Source organism: Nocardiopsis sp. NPDC058631 (assembly GCF_042716955.1).
Taxonomy (GTDB): Bacteria; Actinomycetota; Actinomycetes; order Streptosporangiales; family Streptosporangiaceae; genus Nocardiopsis.
This window is the reverse complement of record NZ_JBHXQY010000009.1, coordinates 61,204-79,534: the sequence shown is the minus strand read 5'-3', so window position 1 is coordinate 79,534 and position 18,331 is coordinate 61,204. Positions and strand designations below refer to the sequence as shown.

Annotated in this window: 16 protein-coding genes, 3 tRNA genes and 1 pseudogene; 15 read left to right on the top strand and 5 right to left on the bottom strand. The window is 71.5% G+C overall.

Annotated features, from left to right (window positions below):
• The 4 genes and pseudogenes from ACFWTE_RS05620 to cimA form a co-directional block, all read left to right on the top strand.
• Nucleotides 1–503: pseudogene (locus ACFWTE_RS05620) on the top strand (glycosyltransferase family 2 protein); the annotation flags it as partial.
• Nucleotides 504–1,268: 765 nt separating this feature from the next.
• Nucleotides 1,269–2,333: a 3-isopropylmalate dehydrogenase gene (locus ACFWTE_RS05615; RefSeq protein WP_378778135.1), complete on the top strand. Its 1,065-nt coding sequence runs from the start codon at nt 1,269–1,271 to the stop codon at nt 2,331–2,333.
• Nucleotides 2,334–2,568: 235 nt separating this feature from the next.
• Complete coding sequence (locus ACFWTE_RS05610) at nt 2,569–3,684, top strand: branched-chain amino acid aminotransferase (RefSeq protein WP_378778134.1); 1,116 nt, start codon at nt 2,569–2,571, stop codon at nt 3,682–3,684.
• A gap of 502 nt (nt 3,685–4,186) precedes the next feature.
• Complete coding sequence (gene cimA, locus ACFWTE_RS05605; RefSeq protein WP_378778132.1) at nt 4,187–5,797, top strand: citramalate synthase; 1,611 nt, start codon at nt 4,187–4,189, stop codon at nt 5,795–5,797.
• 169 nt (nt 5,798–5,966) lie between these two features.
• Here the strand turns inward: cimA and ACFWTE_RS05600 are convergent, their stop codons facing one another.
• Both ACFWTE_RS05600 and ACFWTE_RS05595 read right to left on the bottom strand, forming a co-directional pair.
• Complete coding sequence (locus ACFWTE_RS05600) at nt 5,967–6,461, bottom strand: Rieske (2Fe-2S) protein (RefSeq protein WP_378778131.1); 495 nt, start codon at nt 6,459–6,461, stop codon at nt 5,967–5,969.
• Nucleotides 6,462–6,633: 172 nt separating this feature from the next.
• Nucleotides 6,634–7,461: a DUF3152 domain-containing protein gene (locus ACFWTE_RS05595; RefSeq protein ID WP_378778148.1), complete on the bottom strand. Its 828-nt coding sequence runs from the start codon at nt 7,459–7,461 to the stop codon at nt 6,634–6,636.
• A 320-nt stretch (nt 7,462–7,781) separates the two neighbouring features.
• Between ACFWTE_RS05595 and ACFWTE_RS05590 the strand changes: the two genes are divergently transcribed.
• From ACFWTE_RS05590 to ACFWTE_RS05565, 6 genes are all read left to right on the top strand, one after another.
• Nucleotides 7,782–8,582: a fumarylacetoacetate hydrolase family protein gene (locus ACFWTE_RS05590; RefSeq protein ID WP_378778130.1), complete on the top strand. Its 801-nt coding sequence runs from the start codon at nt 7,782–7,784 to the stop codon at nt 8,580–8,582.
• 96 nt (nt 8,583–8,678) lie between these two features.
• Complete coding sequence (locus ACFWTE_RS05585) at nt 8,679–9,722, top strand: GDSL-type esterase/lipase family protein (RefSeq protein WP_378778129.1); 1,044 nt, start codon at nt 8,679–8,681, stop codon at nt 9,720–9,722.
• A gap of 63 nt (nt 9,723–9,785) precedes the next feature.
• Nucleotides 9,786–11,231, top strand: a complete 1,446-nt coding sequence (gltX, locus tag ACFWTE_RS05580) for a glutamate--tRNA ligase (RefSeq protein WP_378778128.1) — start codon at nt 9,786–9,788, stop codon at nt 11,229–11,231.
• Nucleotides 11,232–11,373: 142 nt separating this feature from the next.
• Nucleotides 11,374–11,445: transfer RNA gene (locus ACFWTE_RS05575), tRNA-Gln, on the top strand.
• A 47-nt stretch (nt 11,446–11,492) separates the two neighbouring features.
• Nucleotides 11,493–11,568, top strand: a tRNA-Glu gene (locus ACFWTE_RS05570).
• A 109-nt stretch (nt 11,569–11,677) separates the two neighbouring features.
• A tRNA-Glu gene (locus ACFWTE_RS05565) sits at nt 11,678–11,753 on the top strand.
• A 1-nt stretch (nt 11,754) separates the two neighbouring features.
• On the opposite strand, the gene ACFWTE_RS05560 is transcribed toward ACFWTE_RS05565, so the two are convergent.
• Nucleotides 11,755–11,916 carry a hypothetical protein gene (locus ACFWTE_RS05560; protein WP_378778127.1) on the bottom strand — a complete coding sequence of 54 codons (162 nt, stop codon included), beginning with the start codon at nt 11,914–11,916 and terminating at the stop codon, nt 11,755–11,757.
• Nucleotides 11,917–12,192: 276 nt separating this feature from the next.
• On the opposite strand from ACFWTE_RS05560, the gene ACFWTE_RS05555 reads away from it, so the two are divergent.
• Together ACFWTE_RS05555 and ACFWTE_RS05550 are read left to right on the top strand one after the other, a co-directional pair.
• Nucleotides 12,193–12,456, top strand: a complete 264-nt coding sequence (locus tag ACFWTE_RS05555) for a hypothetical protein (RefSeq protein ID WP_378778126.1) — start codon at nt 12,193–12,195, stop codon at nt 12,454–12,456.
• Between the two features lie 125 nt (nt 12,457–12,581).
• On the top strand, nt 12,582–13,499 hold the full coding sequence (locus ACFWTE_RS05550) for a helix-turn-helix transcriptional regulator (protein WP_378778125.1): 918 nt from the start codon (nt 12,582–12,584) through the stop codon (nt 13,497–13,499).
• A 176-nt stretch (nt 13,500–13,675) separates the two neighbouring features.
• Here the strand turns inward: ACFWTE_RS05550 and ACFWTE_RS05545 are convergent, their stop codons facing one another.
• Nucleotides 13,676–14,359 (bottom strand): IclR family transcriptional regulator, encoded by a 684-nt coding sequence (locus ACFWTE_RS05545; protein WP_378778147.1) that lies wholly within the window; start codon nt 14,357–14,359, stop codon nt 13,676–13,678.
• A gap of 153 nt (nt 14,360–14,512) precedes the next feature.
• Here ACFWTE_RS05545 and leuC point away from each other — a divergent pair, with 153 nt between their 5' ends.
• From leuC to ACFWTE_RS05530, 3 genes are all read left to right on the top strand, one after another.
• On the top strand, nt 14,513–15,919 hold the full coding sequence (gene leuC, locus ACFWTE_RS05540) for a 3-isopropylmalate dehydratase large subunit (RefSeq protein WP_378778124.1): 1,407 nt from the start codon (nt 14,513–14,515) through the stop codon (nt 15,917–15,919).
• A gap of 13 nt (nt 15,920–15,932) precedes the next feature.
• On the top strand, nt 15,933–16,529 hold the full coding sequence (gene leuD, locus ACFWTE_RS05535; protein ID WP_378778123.1) for a 3-isopropylmalate dehydratase small subunit: 597 nt from the start codon (nt 15,933–15,935) through the stop codon (nt 16,527–16,529).
• 350 nt (nt 16,530–16,879) lie between these two features.
• Nucleotides 16,880–17,161 carry an HU family DNA-binding protein gene (locus tag ACFWTE_RS05530; RefSeq protein ID WP_378778122.1) on the top strand — a complete coding sequence of 94 codons (282 nt, stop codon included), beginning with the start codon at nt 16,880–16,882 and terminating at the stop codon, nt 17,159–17,161.
• A 265-nt stretch (nt 17,162–17,426) separates the two neighbouring features.
• Here ACFWTE_RS05530 and cofC read toward each other — a convergent pair whose 3' ends face one another.
• Nucleotides 17,427–18,113, bottom strand: a complete 687-nt coding sequence (gene cofC / locus ACFWTE_RS05525) for a 2-phospho-L-lactate guanylyltransferase (RefSeq protein WP_378778121.1) — start codon at nt 18,111–18,113, stop codon at nt 17,427–17,429.
• Nucleotides 18,114–18,331: the final 218 nt, after the last annotated feature.

Sequence of the window (18,331 nt, the reverse complement as noted above, 5' to 3'; positions counted from 1 at the left end):
GGTTGGTTCGGGAGGCTTTCCGGTGTGAGTCGCGGGTGGTGTTCGCGGAGGGGGTGCCGCGGGTGGATCCGGATGTCCCCTTCCGGCTGTTCCTGCTCCCCGGACTACCCGTGGGCACCGGGGCAGTGCGGGCGCTCACGGCGGCGGCGGACGCCTGCGGCGCGGGTGTCGTCCGTGTGCGCGGCAAGGACGGGAACACGGCGGCGGTGCGCCTGGAACGGGTGGCCGCCTTCGCCCGGGCCCGGCGCCTGGGCGCGGCCGGTCCGGATCTCGACGTCGCGGTCGCCGAACTGTGGGGCGAGCTCGACGTGGACCGGGACGAGGTCCTGACCGGGCCCCTCCCCGGGGAGGGGCCTCCGGCCGACTGGCACAGGCGGATGAAGCGGGCCACGAGGGCGGCGGCCCGAAGCCGCGCCGCCGCCGACCGCTGGGAGCGCCGTATCCGCGTGCTCGTCCGGGGGCGCGGGGTGCGGCTGTTGCTCGGCCGGCCGGCCCGGGGCTAGAAAATGCCCCGGCCGCGGGGGTATAGCGGCCACATGAGCTGCAACGACACCAGATCGTCTCACATTGTGAGAATTACTGGTCATATAGTTGGACCTCCGATATTCTGAAGTCCTAGGAGTTGGTGGCGTCGGCTCCACCGCCGTACGCCGCCACCCAGCGCCGCGCTTGCCCCGACCAGGGCTCGCGCCGGTGATTCCGGCAGACGATCCCGCCGGGGGCGAGCTCCTTTTCCGATGGGCACCGTCGCCCACGTTCCGCGCTCCACCGCCGTTCGGCGCCACCGTGCCGCACCGCGGGTACCGAGCACGCGGCGCCGCAGGGCGCAACCGAGAAGGCCCGTGGCCGAGCCGCTCCGAGCGCCGGTCACGCAACGCATCCGGAGGATCGCATGTACGACATGATCGAGTACCCCACCACGCCCGACTCCGAGGACGAGGTCAAGCGCGCCCTCCAGGACGCCCTGAACCGCCGGTTCTGAGGGCCTCCTCCCGCCGGGGTCGCGGCCCCGCGCCCCGGGGCCGTACCCCCGCGACGCCTCGCGGGTCGGGGGTCGGCCCCCTTCCCGTGTCCGGTGGACGCCACCCGGCTGCGCGCCCGCGCCGGACCGCCCGCAGAGGGGCTGGTCCGGGCGTCGGGCCGGAAAACGTGCCGACGGGGTGACCCGGGCCCCTCGGACCGGTAGGGTTGTCTCATTCAGTGTTCATTTTGATCTCACCATTTGAGAAACCCCCGGTGGGGTCGTACCCGAATCAGAGGCAGTCCGTATGGCAGCTCGCACCGTGAAACTGGCCGTCATCCCCGGCGACGGGATCGGCCCCGAGGTGGTGGCCGAGGGGCTCAAGGTGCTGGAGGTCGCGGCCGCCCAGCAGGACCTCGCCGTGGAGACCACGGAGTACGAGCTGGGCGCGAAGCTCTGGCACCGCACCGGTGAGACGCTGCCCGAGTCGGTCGAGGCCGAACTGGCCGGACACGAGGCCATCTACCTCGGCGCGGTCGGCGACCCGTCCGTGCCCAGCGGCGTGCTCGAACGCGGGCTGCTGCTGCGCCTGCGCTTCGACTTCGACCACTACGTCAACCTGCGCCCGGTCCGCCTGTACCCGGGTGTGGCCAGCCCGCTCGCGGGTGTCGGCCCCGAGGACATCGACATGCTCGTGGTCCGTGAGGGCACCGAGGGCCCCTACGCGGGCGCCGGAGGCGTGCTGCGCAAGGGCACGCCCCACGAGATCGCCACGCAGGACAGCGTCAACACCCGCTTCGGCGTGGAGCGCGTGGTCCGCTACGCCTTCGACAAGGCCGCGTCCCGTCCGCGCAGGAAGCTCACGCTGGTCCACAAGGACAACGTCCTGACCTTCGCCGGTGAACTGTGGCAGCGCGTGGTGCGGGAGGTCGGGGCCGAGTACCCGCAGGTCGCCGTGGACTACTGCCACGTCGACGCGGCTTCGATGTTCTTCGTCAACCAGCCCGCGCGCTTCGACGTGGTCGTCACCGACAACCTGTTCGGCGACATCATCACCGACATCGGCGCCGCCATCACCGGAGGCATCGGGCTGGCCGCGAGCGGCAACATCAACCCGGACAACACCTTCCCCAGCATGTTCGAGCCCGTCCACGGCTCCGCGCCCGACATCGCGGGCCAGGGCAAGGCCGACCCCACCGCCACGGTGCTGTCGGCCGCGACGATGCTCGACCACCTGGGGATCCACGAGGCGGCCCGCCGCATCGAGAACGCGGTCGCCTCGGACCTCAAGACCCGCGCCCAGAGCGGTGCGGCGCGATCGACGGCCCAGGTCGGCGACGACCTCGCCGCGCGAGTAGCCGAGCAGGGCTGACACACCTCCGTCGGCCCTGCCCTTCTCCGAGGCGCGGCCGACGGCCAGGGGTCACCCGGACGGGTGACACCCCCTGGGACGAACACCGGCAGGCGCGCCCGGCAAACCCCGAGCGCGCCTGCTGCCACGTCCGGGCCCTCGCTCCGGCCCTGGCACCGGGTGCGCTCTTCCGCCAAACTAGATTCCAGGTCGGCGGCGCTGCCGACCTGATGCACCCGAGAGGACCACCGACGACATGAACAACGACACCACCACAGCGGGGTTGACGTTCGACATCCAGCTCTCCGACCGGCGGAAGACCCCGCAGGAGCGAGAGGCACTGCTGGAGAATCCCGGGTTCGGGCAGGTGTTCACCGACCACATGGTGACCATCCGCTACACCGAGGGCGAGGGGTGGCACGACGCCAGACTGGAGCCGTACGGTCCGCTGAGCCTGGACCCGGCCACATCGGCCCTGCACTACGCCCAGGAGATCTTCGAGGGCCTCAAGGCCTACCGGCACCCGGACGGCTCACTCGCGTCGTTCCGCCCCGAAAAGAACGCCGCCCGCCTCAACAGGAGCGCGGCGCGCATGGCCATGCCGGCGCTCCCCGAGGAGCTCTTCCTCGCGTCCATCGACCTGCTGCTGGAGCACGACGGCGCCTGGGTGCCGGACAAGGAGTACTTCAGCCTCTACCTCCGCCCGTTCATGATCTCGACCGACGTCGGCCTGGGGGTGAACCACCCCTCCCGCACCTACCTCTACCTGCTGATCGCGTCCCCGGTCGGCTCGTACTTCTCCGGCGGCGTCAAGCCGGTGACGGTGTGGCTCTCCACGGACTACACGCGCGCCGCCCCGGGCGGGACCGGTGCGGCGAAGTTCGCGGGCAACTACGCGGCGAGCTTCCTGGCCCAGTCGCAGGCGGTCGAGAAGGGCTGCGACCAGGTTGTCTGGCTCGACGCCCGCGAGCACCGCTGGGTCGAGGAGATGGGCGGCATGAACCTGTGGTTCGTGTTCGGCTCGGGTGAGAACGCACGCCTGCGCACGCCCCCGCTGACCGGCACCCTGCTGCCCGGCATCACCCGCGAGTCCCTGCTGGCCCTGGCCCCGGACCTCGGCATCCCGGCGGAGGAGGCGCCGATCTCCACCGACGAGTGGCGTGAGGCGGCCGAGTCCGGCGAGCTCACCGAGGTGTTCGCCTGCGGCACCGCGGCCGTGATCACCCCCGTCGGGTTCGTCAAGAGCGAGGAGGGGGAGTTCGCGGTCGGCGACGGCACCCCCGGCCCGGTCACCATGCGCCTGCGTGAGGAGCTGGTGGGCCTGCAGACGGGCCTGCGCCCCGACAAGCACGGCTGGATCACCAAGTTCTAGGGCGTGGTCCGTGGATGCTCTCGGTTGACTCGGCGCTTGCGCCGATCGACGCGAGCGGCTGCCAGGCCATCTCTCGCAGGACGAGTAGCGCAGGTCAGCCCGGGTTTGGCTGTCCGAGCGCAGTCGGCGCGGCGAGAGGCAGCCTGGGTGACGCGAGCCCGCAATGATCCGCGGAACGCGGCCTAGTTCCGGCGTGACCGCGTGCGGGCCGCCCCCCGAGGGCGGTCCGCACCGTCGTCACACCTGAGGGCCTTACGGTCGAAACGTCCGGTGTGAGAAACTCGTGTCTCGAATGATGGGACAATCGGCCCCTGAACACCGAGGACTCCGCCCGGCTGTGGCACACTGATCCCATGCCGTCTCAGGTTCTCATTATCGTGAGGCGCGCTGGCTGACCATCGGACCTCGCCAGCGCGCTGACCTCTCGTGTCCACGGGGGGTCTTTTTTGTTGGCGGGAGAAGGCCGGCCACACCACAGCATCCACCTTCGGGAGTTCCGCCCATGAGGGACGACAGTTTCCACGTCTTCGACACCACGCTGCGCGACGGCGCCCAGCGCGAGGGGATCAACCTGCGGGTCTCCGACAAGCTGGCCATCGCGCAGCTGCTGGACGACTTCGGGGTGGCGTTCATCGAGGGAGGGTGGCCGGGGGCGAACCCCAAGGACACCGAGTTCTTCCAGCGGGCTTCACAAGAGCTCACGCTGAAGCACGCGCAACTCACCGCGTTCGGCGCGACCCGCCGGCCCGGTGCGAAGGCCGCCGGCGACCCCCAGGTGGCCGCCCTGCGCGACAGCGGCGCACCGGTCGTCACCCTTGTCGCCAAGAGTGACGACCGGCACGTCGAACGCGCCCTGCGCACGACCCTCGACGAAAACCTCGCCATGATCGCCGACACGGTGTCCCACCTGCACGAACACGGCCAGCGCGTGTTCGTGGACTGCGAGCACTTCTTCGACGGCTACCACCACAACCCCGACTACGCCCTCGACGTGGTCCGTACCGCCGCAGAGGCCGGGGCCGACGTCGTCGTCCTCTGCGACACCAACGGCGGCATGCTGCCCGGTGACATCACGCGCGTCGTCACCGAGGTCCGCGGGGCCACCGGGGTCCGCCTGGGCATCCACACCCAGGACGACACCGGCTGCGCCGTCGCCAACACCCTCGCCGCCGTGGACGCGGGGGCCACCCACGTGCAGTGCACCGCCAACGGCTACGGCGAACGGGTCGGCAACGCCAACCTGTTCTCGGTGGTCGGCGCCCTCACCCTCAAGCGCGGCCTCGACGTCCTCCCGGACGGCTGCCTGCCGGAGATGACGCGCGTCGCCACCGCCATCGCCGAGATCGTCAACCTCGCCCCCGACACCCACCAGCCCTACGTGGGGGTGTCGGCGTTCGCCCACAAGGCCGGGCTGCACGCCTCCGCGATCAAGGTCGACCCGGACCTGTACCAGCACACCGATCCCACGCTGGTCGGCAACACCATGCGGATGCTCGTCTCCGACATGGCCGGCCGCGCGTCCATCGAGCTCAAGGCCCAGGAACTGGGCCTTGACCTGTCGGGTGACCGGGCGCTGTCCGGCCGGGTGGTGGAGCGGGTCAAGACCCTGGAACTCTCCGGCTACAGCTTCGAGGCGGCCGACGCCTCCCTGGAGCTGCTGCTGCGCGAGGAGCTCGGCGACCCGGTCCGCTACTTCGACACCGAGTCGTGGCGGGTCATCACCGAGCGCCGGCCCGGCGCCGGTGCCAGCCCGCTGTCCAACGACTACGAGAGCCTCAGCGAGGCCACGGTGAAGCTGCTGGTCAAGGGTGAGCGCGTGATCGCCACGGCGGAGGGGAACGGCCCCGTCAACGCCCTGGACCGCGCGCTGCGCAACTCCATGGAGGGTGTGTACACGGCCCTGGCCGGTCTGGAGCTGACGGACTACAAGGTCCGCATCCTGGAGGGCAGTTCGGGGACGAACGCCATCACGCGCATCCTCGTGACCTTCAGCGACGGGTCGGGGGAGTGGACCACGGTCGGCGTCGGCCCCAACGTCATCGACGCGTCCTGGGTGGCGCTCGAACAGGCCGTCACCTACGGGCTGCTCCGGCAGGGCTACCCGCAGGGCTGACGGGGTCGTGTCCCCGGGGCCGGGGGCGGTGGGCGCACGGCAGGAGCGCGCCCTTCCGCCCCCGGCCCCGTTCCGCCTGCGTGCGCACCCCCGTCACGGAGTACGACGAGTCGGTCGCGGAGTAGCGCGCCGCGGGTCCGACCGGTGACAGGGCGGGCCCGCGGACGGGTCACACCCGCGTGATGACACCGTTCTCCACGCTGATCTCGAACTCCTCCAGCGCCCGGGTGGCCGGGCCCTCCACGGGGGAGCCGTCCTCGATCGAGAAGCGGCTGCCGTGGCAGGGGCACTGGATGAGGCCGTCGGCCACCGCGTCCAACGGGCAGCCCTCGTGGGTGCAGGTGGAGGAGAAGGCGTGGAACGTGCCCTCCTCGGGCTGGGTGACGACCACGCCCTCCTCGGTGAGGACCTTCCCCTCGCCCACCGGGATCTCCTCCGTGGAGGCCAGCTCCTCGGTCGCGCCGGGGGTCGGGCCCGGGGCGTCCCCCTGCTCCCCGCCGGATCCGCTTCCCGGGTCCTCCCCGCCACCGCAGGCGGCGAGGACACCGGCGAGCGCGCCGCCCCCCACGGCACCGAAGGCCGCGCGCCGGGGCAGCCCGGTGCCCGCTTCCGTGACCGCGTTCCGCTCAGCGCCGGTGGCCGGGGTCCTGGGGCAGTCGCACATACGGGCCTCGCTCTCTCACGCCCGGGAGTCGCCGGGCACGGTGGGTCACACGGGGCGGCGCCCCGCGGTGTTGCGAACCCCGTGCCCCGGCCGTGATCGCGTACTCGTGGCACGGACCGGCCGCGCGACCCGCTGCAGGCAGGCCGGTCGGGAAGCGGACCCGGGCGGGGCGTCAGTCGTCGTCGGGGTCCTCGTCCGGATCGTTGTCGGGGTGGACCCAGCCGTTGGCCTCGCACCCCTGGAGGTCCAGGGTCTGCTGCTGCATCACGGGGGCGGTGTCGCCCTTGCCGCCGCAGTTCACGTGGCCGTGGCCCAGCGTGTGCCCCACCTCGTGGTTGATCAGGTAGATCCGGTAGGTCTCCAGGTCGTCGTCGAAGTGGGGGACGCTCCCCACCCAGCGGTTCTGGTTGATGATCGCCCGGTTGCCGTTGGCGCAGGACACGTACCCGTTGGTGTTCAGCGGGGCGCACATGCGGTCGACGGTGTCCGGTGCCGCCAGCAGTACCCGGATGTCCGCGTCGTCGCCGTCCACCCGCTGGAGCGAGCGCTCCCCGTCGTCGCCCCAGCTGCGGGGATCGCCCAGGATCTCCTCCACGGCGGCCACGAAGTCGTCGGCGTTCCCGGGTAGCCCGTCCTCGACCTCCACGGCGAAGGTCGTCAGCGGGCCGTCGCCCATGACGTCGCTCTCACCCTCCATGACGGTCATGTCGCCGTCGGCGCTGTCGACCTCCTCCTCGACGGAGCGGAGGAGGACCGGCTTTTCCTCCTCGGCCTCCTCCGGTGCCGGCGACGTCTCCTGGCCCCGGCCGGTGGCGCTGTCAGCCGGCTGCTCCGAATCGGGCGAGGTGCGGCTGCCGCTGGGGCCGTCGGGAACGCCGTCGCCCACGGGGGCGGTGGCGGAGGTCTCCGAGGAGTCGGTTCCGGGCGGAGGGGCGGGCACGCTGAGCATGAGCACCGCGGAGGCCCCCGAGACCAGGCAGAGGCCCAGCGCCAGCCCCATCGGGTACCGGCGCCGGCGGTGCCTGGCACGGGACCGGCCCGTGGGTGAAGCGGACGTGGGCACGGCAAGCAACCTCTCGACAGCGGGTATCGGACCCAGCATGCCAGAGTTCACCCTGGGTTCGGGCCAAGCCGGTCCCCGGGGACTCAGGGTGTCTGCGAGCTCGGCCGTTGCGTGCCACCAGGCCTGCCACCCGCGCCGATCCGGGTTCCGGTCCGCGCCGCTCCGGGTTCCGGACCGAGTCCCGCCCGCACCCCGGCACCGGCTCGCGGATACGCTTCAACCGCAAGCGAGACAACGGGGCTGCTGGGAGGCATCAGGTGCGCATCGCACGGTTCGCGGTCGGGGACGAGGTCGGTTTCGGGCTGATCGACACCGATTCCGACAGTGGGGAGGAGTTCGTCGCGCGGTTGAGCGGACACCCCCTCCTCGGCGACATCACACTGACCGGTGAGAGGGCCAAGCTCTCCGACGTGCGGCTGCTCTCGCCGGTCCTGCCCACCAAGGTGGTCTGCATCGGCAAGAACTACGCCGACCACGTCGCGGAGATGAAGGACGTCACGGGGGAGAGCACCGACGAGCCCGTCGTGTTCCTCAAGCCCTCCACCTCCGTGGCCGGACCCCAGGACCCGATCTTCTACCCCTCGGTCTCCGAGCGGGTCGACTTCGAGGGCGAGTTGGCCATCGTCATCTCCCGGCCCTGCCGCGAGGTGCCGCGGGAGCGCGCCAAGGACGTCATCTTCGGGTACACCGTCGCCAACGACGTCACGGCCCGCGACCTCCAGAAGACGGACAAGCAGTGGACGCGGGCCAAGGGCTTCGACTCCTTCTGCCCGATCGGACCCTGGATCACCACCGGGCTGAGCATCGAGGAGGCCCAGGACCTGGCCCTCACCACCACCGTGGACGGCGAGGTCCGCCAGTCCGGACGGACCTCGCAGTTCATCCACGACATCCCGGGCATCATCGCCTACGTCACCTCGTTCATGACGCTGCTCCCGGGCGACGTGGTCCTCACCGGCACCCCGGCCGGGGTGGGCCCGGTCGAGGTCGGACAGCAGGTCTCGGTGACGGTGGAGAAGCTGGGCACCATCAGCAACCGGGTGGTGACCCGGGACTGACCGGGCGCCGTGCGCGGGAGTCCGCGGAGCACGGCCCGACCACGGGGTCGGCGGCACGACGCGCCGCCGGCCCACGGAGAAGCGGAAGGCCCACGCGTGACCATCCCCCAGCGCCGCCCCGGCCCCCTCGTCCTCGCCTGCGTGCTCGCACTCGTGCTCCTGGCCGCGGGGACCCTCTACTGGACGGCCACGCGCGACGACAGCGGTGGGCCCGCACGGGAAGCGGAGGGACCAGTGGACGACCCGCGCCGCATCATGCTGGCGGGCGACTCGATGACCCAGGGCGCCAACGGCGACCGGACCTGGCGCTACCACCTGTGGAACCACCTCTCCCCGCAGGTGGAGGGGCTCGACTTCGTCGGCCCCTACACCGATCCCGCCACCCGGGACATGATTCTGCCGGTCCCCACCACCGAGGACGAGGCCGTGCAGACCCCGGAGGGGGACCCGGCCGAGGGCCACGGCGGGGACGGCGGGGGCGACACCCCCTCGGACGCCCCCGCGGACAGGGCGTCGGGGGAGCCGTCCGGGTTCTCCCCGGAGGAGCTGGAGGAACTGGAGGAGATGGTCTGGCCCGGCGCCGACGGCGCCCCCGACACGGTCGAGTACCGGGACCCCGACTTCGACCAGAACCACAACGCCCTGTGGGGGCGCACCCTCCGGGACGCCGCGGCGTCCATCCAGGAGGAGGTCAGGGTCCACCAGCCGGACGTCCTGTGCGTCATGCTCGGCGTGAACGACCTGCTGTGGCCGGTCACCGCGGAGGAGATGGAGTACCGGCTGCGCGACTACGTGGAGTCGGCCCGCGCGGGGAACCCGAACCTGCGCATCGTGGTCGCCGAGGTGCTCCCCATCGCCCTGGCCGAGTCCGACGAGGGGTTCGCGCTACGGGTCTACGCCTACAACGAGCTCGTCCGCGAGGTCGCCGCCGACCTGTCCACGGACGCCTCACCGGTGATCAGCCTCGACGTCGCGGGCCGGGAGGGCTGGGACGTACCCGCCGACACCTACGACGGCACCCACCCCAACGCGAGTGGTGAGACCAAGATCGCCGCCGCGTTCGCGGACGCGCTGGCCCAGGGGTACGGGATCGGCTTCGGCTTCCCGCGCCCCCTGGCGGTGAGACCCCGGTCGGAGTGAGCCCGACCGGCCACCAGCGGACTTCCCACCGGGCCCCCACGCACCACGGATACCCTGGGCAGTGTGACTGAGACTTCGCTTCGTACCCGCTTCGCCCCGTCCCCCACGGGCATGTTCCACGTCGGTGGCGCCCGCTCCGCACTGTTCAACTGGGCGCTGGCACAACAGCGCTCCGAGGGCCGCATGGTGCTGCGCATCGAGGACACCGACGCCGCCCGCAACCGTCCCGAGTGGACCGACGGCATCATCCGCGCGATGGCCTGGCTCGGCATCGGTGAGGAGGACCCGCACTTCGAGGGTCCCTACTTCCAGTCGGCCTACGCCGACAAGCACCGGGAGACCGCGCAGGAGCTGTACAAGAAGGGCCGCGCCTACTACTGCGACTGCACCCGCGAGCAGGTGCAGGAGCGGCGCGACAACCCCAACCTGGGGTACGACGGCCACTGCCGCGAGCGCAACCTGGAGCCGGGCCCGGGCCGGGCCCTGCGCTTCCGCGTGCCCGACGGCGGTCCCACCGTGGTCGAGGACCGCATCCGCGGCAGGGTGGAGTTCGAGCACTCCGCCATCGAGGACTTCGTGATCGCCCGCGCCGACGGCTCGCCCCTGTTCGTCCTGGCCAACGTCGTGGACGACGTGGAGATGGGCATCACCCAGGTCGTCCGCGGTGAGGAGCACCTGTCCAACACCCCCAAGCAGCAGCTGCTGTGGGAGGCGCTGGGCCTGACCCCGCCGGTGTGGGCGCACCTGCCCGTCATCGTCAACGAACAGCGCAAGAAGCTGTCCAAGCGCCGCGACAAGGTCGCGCTGGAGTCCTACCAGGAGGAGGGCTACCTGGCGGAGGCGATGGTCAACTACCTCATGCTGCTGGGGTGGGCCCCGGGCGACGACCGCGAGATCATGCCGTGGTCGGAGATGGTGCCCCTGTTCCGCATCGAGGACGTCAACAGCTCCAGCGCCTTCTTCGACGAGAAGAAGCTCCGGGCGTTCAACGGCGAGTACATCCGCGCGCTGGGCGCGGACGAGTTCGTCGAGCGCTGCCGGCCGTGGCTGACCGGCGACGCCGTGCCGTGGGACCCCGCCGACTACGACCCCGCGGTCTTCGCCGCCGTCGCCCCCCTCGCCCAGAGCCGCGTCGCGGTGCTCAGCGAGATCGTGCCCAACGTCGACTTCCTGTTCCTCGCCGAGCCGGTCCGGGACGAGAAGAGCTGGGCCAAGGCCATGAAGCCGGGCGTCGGCGCGGAGATGCTGGAGGCCGCCCTGGCCCGCTTCGCCGACACGGAGCTGTCGTGGACCGCCGAGGCGCTCAAGACCGCCACGGAGGAGACCGGCGCGACGCTCGGCCTCAAGCTGGGCAAGGCGCAGGCGCCGGTGCGCGTCGCGGTCACCGGCCGGACGGTCGGGCTCCCCCTGTTCGAGTCGCTGGAGCTGCTCGGACGCGACCGCGTCCAGGCCCGGCTGGAGGCCGCGCTGGCGAGGCTGCGCGCCCAGGAGGGCCCCGCGTCCGCGTAGGAGCACGCCCGGAACGGGGTGGTCGGAGCCACAGGTCGGCCGCCCCGAATTCGGTTCGCGACCACTCGGAATGTCCGCTAGAGTTATCCACGTCGCCGAGGGGGACAGGGAAGCGAAAAGCTACCGGGTCCTCCCAAAGCACTGGGGTATGGTGTAATCGGCAGCACGACTGATTCTGGTTCAGTTAGTCTAGGTTCGAGTCCTGGTACCCCAGCGCAGACTTTCGGTTTATGTGAGTCTGACGGATCTCTGATCCAGTGCGCCCCCGTCGTCTAGTGGCCTAGGACGCCGCCCTCTCAAGGCGGTAACGGCGGTTCGAATCCGCTCGGGGGTACCAACAGGGAGAGGCTCCCACCATGTGGGAGTTTTTTTCTGGGTCGGTGCATGTCACCGATGTCCGGTTGGGGTGGGTATCGTGTGTTTGCGGTCGCGCCCGGACCAGTCCGGCCCCCGTCGTCTAGTGGCCTAGGACGCCGCCCTCTCAAGGCGGTAACGGCGGTTCGAATCCGCTCGGGGGTACCAGTCAGGCTCCATCCACCAGGATGGGGCCTTTCGTGTGTACGGGCCCGGCGCCGCTCATCCCCCGTTCCCACAACCGGACCAGCACGGCGGTCTCCACTACCGGGACCCAGCAGCGCAGCGCCAGGCTGCGCACCGTCTCGCGCACCCGGTCGATCTCCGCCATGCCGGACAGGGTGTCAACAAGTGTCCACGGGCGGGGCGGATCCCCAGCGGGGCCCGGCTCCGGCTCGCGCCGACCCGTCCCGGGCCGCCACGGAAACCGCAGGGGCCCGTCGCGCGTTGCACCGGTGTGCCCGCGCACGCGGGCCGCCCCTGGAATACTGGGGCGGCGCAGTCTCCCGACCGCCCAACCCCCTGTCGGAGCGTATGAAGAGCGACCTCCTCCCACCAGCCGGGCGACCCGGCCCCACGCCCCTCCCCGCCGGGAGGGCGGTGCGCCGTGACCGGCCGTGAACTCGGCCCCGGCAGCCACCAGGACAAGGAGGTCCGCCAGGTCCTCAAGGAGCTGGGGGAGCAGGGGTGGGTGCTCAGGCGGGAGGGGCACTGGGGGCGCCTGTACTGCGACTGCGGCTGCACCCGCATCCAGGTTCCCGGGACGCCGAGGGACTCCGGGCGGGCCGCGCGCCGGATCCGGCAGGAGGCCCGGCGCTGCCCGATGCCGCCCGACGACCCCCGGCGAGGGGCGCGCGGCCCCCGCGAGTGATCCCGGGCCCATGGTGCGAACGGGGCACAGCCGGTAGGCTGTTGTTGACGTTTGTCAACGCCGCTGTGGTTCTGGCGCAACCCGCACCACGGCGCGAGGCGGTGCTCCGGAGGAAGGCGAGGCCGATGGCCGAGTACGAGTTCGTCTTCGTCGTGGAGGGGATCACCCTGGACGACCACGACTCCGTCGGCGCGCTCACCGAGGGGCTCGACGCGGTCGTCTCCTCCTCCCACGGGGTGACCCGTCTGGCCGTGGCCGGGGCGGGGCCCGACGCCGTCACCGCGGCCAGGGCCCTCGTGGAGCGCATCCACGCCACGGTGCCCGCGATGCGGCTGGTCCGCCTCGACCGGGAGCTCGTCGGCGTCTCCGACATCGCGGACCTGACCGGTCGCACCAGGCAGAACGTCACCCAGTGGACCCGGGGCCAGCGTCGGGACGGCGTTCCGTTCCCCGCGCCCGAGGCGACCGTCGGACGCTCCTCCGTGTGGCTGTGGTCCGAGGTCGACGCGTGGTTGCGAGGGATCGGCCTGGGAGACGGGGAGTCGCGTCCGACCCGGGCGGAGGCCACCGAGATCGACTGGCTGCTCCAGACGACGCGCAAGGTCGAGCTGGCCCTGGTCCGCCACGCCGACAGCCCCGACGTGCGGCGCGTGTCCAAGCTGCTGGTCGCGCACGCCCGCACCACCCGCGAGTTCATCCACTACCTGGTCAAGAACCCCCGCGTGCGCGACGCCAGGGGGCGTTACACCGTCCTGGTCTGCTCACCCGGCAACGAGGCGGTGGACGTCTTCCGCAGGCTGGAGTCGTTCGACCACCCGGTGGTTCTCGCCACGGTCACCAAGCGCATCCACGCCCTGGTCATGGTCGACGGGGAGGGCGGTTCCGGGACGCCGACCGAGCTGGTGCCCGGGATGACCCTGCGCGACTGGCTGGGAATGATCGCCCTGTCCCCGGAGAGCGAGTTCACGGTCGCGGCCGAGGGCGCGTCCACGAAGACGGCCACCATCTCGGCGCGTTCGCCCATGGACCTCGTCGGCGCCTGACCGACGCGAGCCCTCCGTCCCGGCGCGTGTTCGGGCCGCGAACGGGGAACCGCGCCGCCCGGAGCACCGGGGGCGCGGTCGCGTGTGTGAGGGGGCGGGCCGGCGGTCGGGCGGGAGCCGTGTTCCGGTCGACCCGGCGGAGGAGGGTCGGTAGCCCCTGCGGGCGACCGTTCCGGTCAGTGGGCGCCTTCGGTGTGCAGGGACTCGCTGATCTTCTCGGCGGCCGACAGCACCGCCTGGGAGTGGATGCGGCCGGGGGAGCGCGTCAGACGCTCTATGGGGCCGGACACCGAGACGGCGGCGATCACGCGCCCGCCGGGGCCGGACACCGGAGCCGACACCGACGCCACACCCTGTTCCCGTTCGGCGACGCTCTGGGCCCAGCGGCGGCGGCGCACCTGGGCGAGGCTGGCCGCGGTGAAACGGGCGCCCACCAGGGACCGCCGAATGCGGTCGGAGTCCTCCCAGGCGAGGAGGATCTGGGCGGCCGATCCGGCGTTCATCGGGAGTTCGCTCCCCACCGGCACCGTGTCGCGCAGGCCGCTGCTGCGCTCGGAGGCGGACACGCACACCCTCAGGTCGCCCTGCCGGCGGTAGAGCTGGGCGCTCTCACCCGTCAGGTCGCGCAGCTGCACGAGGACGGGGGCCGCGACGGCCAGCAGGCGGTCCTCCCCGGTCGCTATGGAGAGTTCGCCGAGGCGGGGGCCGAGCACGAACCGGCCCTGGCTGTCCCGGGAGACCATGCGGTGCCGTTCGAGGGCGACGGCCAGGCGGTGGGCGGTCGGCCGCGCCAGCCCGGTGATCTGGACCAACTGGGCGAGGGAGGCCGGACCGGACTCCAGGGCGTCGAGGACGGACATGGTCTTGTCCAGGACACCGACACCGCTGGATGAGCTAGAGTTGTCCATGGCTTGATATTGCCGTCTCGAAATATGGAATGCAAGTCGGCCTGCAGTCCGCGCAGGGCACCCGAGACGAGCCCGACACGTCAGATACGAGAGAGGCGACCGCCCATGGCACGCACGATGGCCGAGAAGGTCTGGGAAGAGCACGTCGTCCGACGTGCCGATGGCGAGCCGGACCTGCTCTACATCGACCTCCACCTGGTCCACGAGGTGACCAGCCCCCAGGCCTTCGAGGGGCTGCGCCTGGCCGGCCGGCCGGTCCGGCGCCCGGACCTGACCATCGCCACCGAGGACCACAACGTCCCCACGCAGGACCTGCTCGCCCCGATCGCCGACCCCGTCTCCCGCAAGCAGGTCGAGACGCTGCGCAAGAACTGCTCCGACTTCGGCGTGCGCCTGCACCCGATGGGCGACATCGAGCAGGGCGTCGTGCACGTGGTCGGCCCCCAGCTGGGTCTCACCCAGCCCGGGATGACGATCGTCTGCGGCGACAGCCACACCAGCACCCACGGCGCGTTCGGGGCCCTGGCCTTCGGTATCGGCACCAGCCAGGTCGAGCACGTGCTGGCCACCCAGACCCTGCCCATGGCGCCCTTCAAGACCATGGCCGTCACGGTGGACGGCACGCTCCGGCCGGGGGTGTCCGCCAAGGACATCATCCTCGCCGTGATCGCCAAGATCGGCACCGGCGGCGGCCAGGGCTACGTCATCGAGTACCGGGGCGAGGCCATCGAGGCCCTGTCCATGGAAGCCCGCATGACGGTGTGCAACATGTCCATCGAGGCGGGTGCCCGCGCCGGGATGATCGCCCCGGACCAGACCACGTTCGACTACATCGAGGGCCGGGCGCACGCTCCCCGGGGCGAGGTCTTCGAGGCCGCCGTCGAGCACTGGAAGAGCCTGCGCACCGACGAGGGCGCCGTCTTCGACGCCGAGGTCGTCCTCGACGCCGACGAGCTCAGCCCGTTCGTCACCTGGGGGACCAACCCCGGCCAGGGCGTTCCCCTGCACGCCGAGGTCCCCGACCCCGCCTCCTACGAGGACCCCTCCGCCCGCGCCGCGGCGGAGAAGGCCCTGGCCTACATGGACCTCAAGGCCGGGACGCCGATGCGGGAGGTCAGGGTGGACACCGTCTTCCTGGGCTCGTGCACCAACGGCCGTATCGAGGACCTGCGCACCGCGGCCGAGATCATCCGGGGCCGCACGGTCGCCGAGGGCGTGCGCATGCTCGTCGTCCCCGGTTCCATGCGGGTCAAGGAGCAGGCCAACGCCGAGGGCCTGGGCGAGGTCTTCGAGACGGCCGGGGCCGAGTGGCGCGAGGCCGGCTGCTCGATGTGCCTGGGCATGAACCCCGACCAGCTCAAGCCCGGTGAGCGCAGCGCCTCCACCTCGAACCGCAACTTCGAGGGACGCCAGGGCCGCGGCGGACGCACCCACCTGGTGTCGCCGCAGGTCGCCGCGGCGACCGCCGTCCGCGGCACCCTGTCCTCGCCCGCCGACCTGGCCACCCTTTAGGAGAGACCTCCCCATGGAGAAGTTCGACGTCCACACCGGTCGGGCCGTGCCGTTGCGCTCCAGCAACGTCGACACCGACCAGATCATCCCGGCCGTCTACCTCAAGCGGGTCGCCCGGACCGGCTTCGAGGACGGCCTGTTCGCCGAGTGGCGCAAGTCCGACCCGGACTTCGTCCTCAACCGCCCCGAGTTCGAGGGCGCGTCCGTCCTGGTGGCCGGCCCGGACTTCGGTACGGGCTCCTCCCGCGAGCACGCCGTCTGGGCGCTCCAGGACTACGGGTTCAAGGCCGTGCTGTCCTCGCGTTTCGCGGACATCTTCCGCGGCAACTCGCTCAAGGGCGGGCTGCTGTCCGTCCTGCTGCCCCAGGAGGTCATCGAGCGCATCTGGAAGGCCGTCGAGGCCGACCCGGCGACCGAGGTGACCGTCGACCTCGTCGAGCGCGAGGTGCGCGCCCCGGGCGCCGGGGTGCAGGAGCCGTTCGAGCTCGACGACTACACCCGCTGGCGGTTGCTGGAGGGGTTGGACGACATCGCCCTGACGCTGCGCCACACGGACCAGGTCGGTGTCTTCGAGGAGTCCCGCAAGCCGTGGCTCCCCGTGACCCTGTAGACGCCGGATCGTGTTCTGGGCCGGGGATCGAGGCGTTGTGTGACGTAGCACACCCCCGGCCCAGAAATATTTTACCTTTACTTGGTGTGAGCGCTCGCTTACGAACTTCCTGTCCTTAAGCTCGGCGTGTCCCCTGCCCGGAATCCGGTTATACGTAGGCTTTTGAGGGCTACAGAAGGGGGCAAAAGGGACTGTGGTCCCGGTGTCCACCGGTCCAGACCACACTGCCCGTGAAGCTCCCTCGCAGGTCGGGAAGGGGCCGACACGCCTTGCCCGTAGGCGTTTGTATTTGTGTAAGGGCCGCTGCTTCCCCTAATTTCGTGCGAGCAAGGGGGAACCGGAGGAACCTTATGAACAAGCGTGACCTGATCGACGCGATCTCCGATCGTCTCGGTGACAAGAAGACCGCGACCGAAGCGGTCAACGCTGTGCTTGAGACCATTCAGGCAACCGTGGCTTCGGGCGACAAGGTCGCCATCACGGGCTTCGGCGTTTTCGAGAAGTCCGAGCGCGCGGCTCGCACCGCGCGCAACCCGGCCACCGGGGCCGCCATCGACGTCCCCGCGAGCTTCGTTCCGAAGTTCCGCGCCGGCGCCGACTTCAAGGCCCTGGTCAACGGGGACAAGAAGTAGCCCACCGCCACACGGTGACGGGCCGAGTCCGCCCGGGTTCCCACAGGGAGCCCGGGCGGATCTCTGTTTCGGGGGCCTCGTCAGGCACGGGGCCGTGTGCCCGGAGCGGGGACCCGGCGGCCCGGACGCCGGCGCCTCCGGGGATGTTGCACGATCCCGGCAGCGCGCGGGGCGTCAGAGGGCGGCCTCACACGTCACAGGGCGTCCTGTACGCCCCAGGGGCCCTACAGGGCGGCCCCGGGCCCCCACGGCGGCTCCACGGGGGTCAGGGCGTGCTCTGCGGCCGCAGGCAGCCGTCCGCGACCAGTTCCCACAGCTCCCGGGTCCTCGGCCCCACTCCCAGCTCCACCGCGTCGCACAGGTCCTCAGGGGTGTCGACGTCCCGCCGCACCGACGCCACGTCCGAGAGCGCCAACTCGTGTGCGCCCCCGTCGCGGTGCCGCGCCCGTGAGGCCCCTTCGAACGCGGGTGTGAACGGGTGCCCGGGAGCCGACGCGAACAGGGTCGTCCCCACGCCCGGAGCGTCGGGCAGGAACGAGCGGCCGTGGCGGGCCGCCGCCGTCAGGACCCGTCCCAGCTCGTCCGGGCGCAGCGAGGGAAGGTCGGCCGACAGGGCGCACACCCCGGTGCCGGGCCGCCGTCGCCCTGCCGCCGCCGCTCCGTGGACCAGGGCGGCGTTCAGCCCGGTGCCCGGCTCGCCGCCGACCACCACCGCGCCGAGCCCGGTCAGATCGGCGCCCGCACGGGGGTCCTCCGTCACCGCGAACACCGCCGCCACACCCGGGCAGGCCAGCGCCGCCTCGACCGTGTCACAGGCGATCGCCAGCGCCAGGTCCTCGCGCATCCCCCCGGCGGCACGGGCCAGTCGGGACTTGGCGCGGCCGAGGTGCTTCACTGGGACGACCAGGGACCAGCGCAGGGGCGTCCCACCCCGTACTCCAAAGCCGGTCACGGTTCCCCCGGGACGTCGATTCGGCCACGACAGTCACGAGGGTAGGCGGTCGGGGCAGGCGCGGCGCGGGCGCCCTGTGGCGTGTCGGAGCCAGGGCCCGGCGACCCTCCGCAACGGTGGCCAGGAGGGCGCACCTGGGAGGGTTCCGCCACGTCCTACACTGAACCGGTTGTGCTCCGTGGCCCGAACGGGCAGGGAGCGATGAAGTGAGGAGTCCC

Bases quoted from the DNA above. Each gene is read 5' to 3' on its own strand.
- ACFWTE_RS05595 (WP_378778148.1), bottom strand. From the start codon at position 7,461: ATGGGGCTGGCGCTGGGCCTCTGCCTGGTCTCGGGGGCCTCCGCGGTG.
- ACFWTE_RS05530 (WP_378778122.1), top strand. From the start codon at position 16,880: ATGAACAAGCGTGACCTGATCGACGCGATCTCCGATCGTCTCGGTGAC.
- cimA (WP_378778132.1), top strand. From the start codon at position 4,187: ATGAGGGACGACAGTTTCCACGTCTTCGACACCACGCTGCGCGACGGC.
- ACFWTE_RS05545 (WP_378778147.1), bottom strand. From the start codon at position 14,359: ATGTCCGTCCTCGACGCCCTGGAGTCCGGTCCGGCCTCCCTCGCCCAG.
- leuC (WP_378778124.1), top strand. From the start codon at position 14,513: ATGGCACGCACGATGGCCGAGAAGGTCTGGGAAGAGCACGTCGTCCGA.
- ACFWTE_RS05560 (WP_378778127.1), bottom strand. From the start codon at position 11,916: ATGGCGGAGATCGACCGGGTGCGCGAGACGGTGCGCAGCCTGGCGCTG.
- leuD (WP_378778123.1), top strand. From the start codon at position 15,933: ATGGAGAAGTTCGACGTCCACACCGGTCGGGCCGTGCCGTTGCGCTCC.
- ACFWTE_RS05610 (WP_378778134.1), top strand. From the start codon at position 2,569: ATGAACAACGACACCACCACAGCGGGGTTGACGTTCGACATCCAGCTC.
- ACFWTE_RS05615 (WP_378778135.1), top strand. From the start codon at position 1,269: ATGGCAGCTCGCACCGTGAAACTGGCCGTCATCCCCGGCGACGGGATC.
- ACFWTE_RS05550 (WP_378778125.1), top strand. From the start codon at position 12,582: ATGGCCGAGTACGAGTTCGTCTTCGTCGTGGAGGGGATCACCCTGGAC.
- ACFWTE_RS05600 (WP_378778131.1), bottom strand. From the start codon at position 6,461: ATGTGCGACTGCCCCAGGACCCCGGCCACCGGCGCTGAGCGGAACGCG.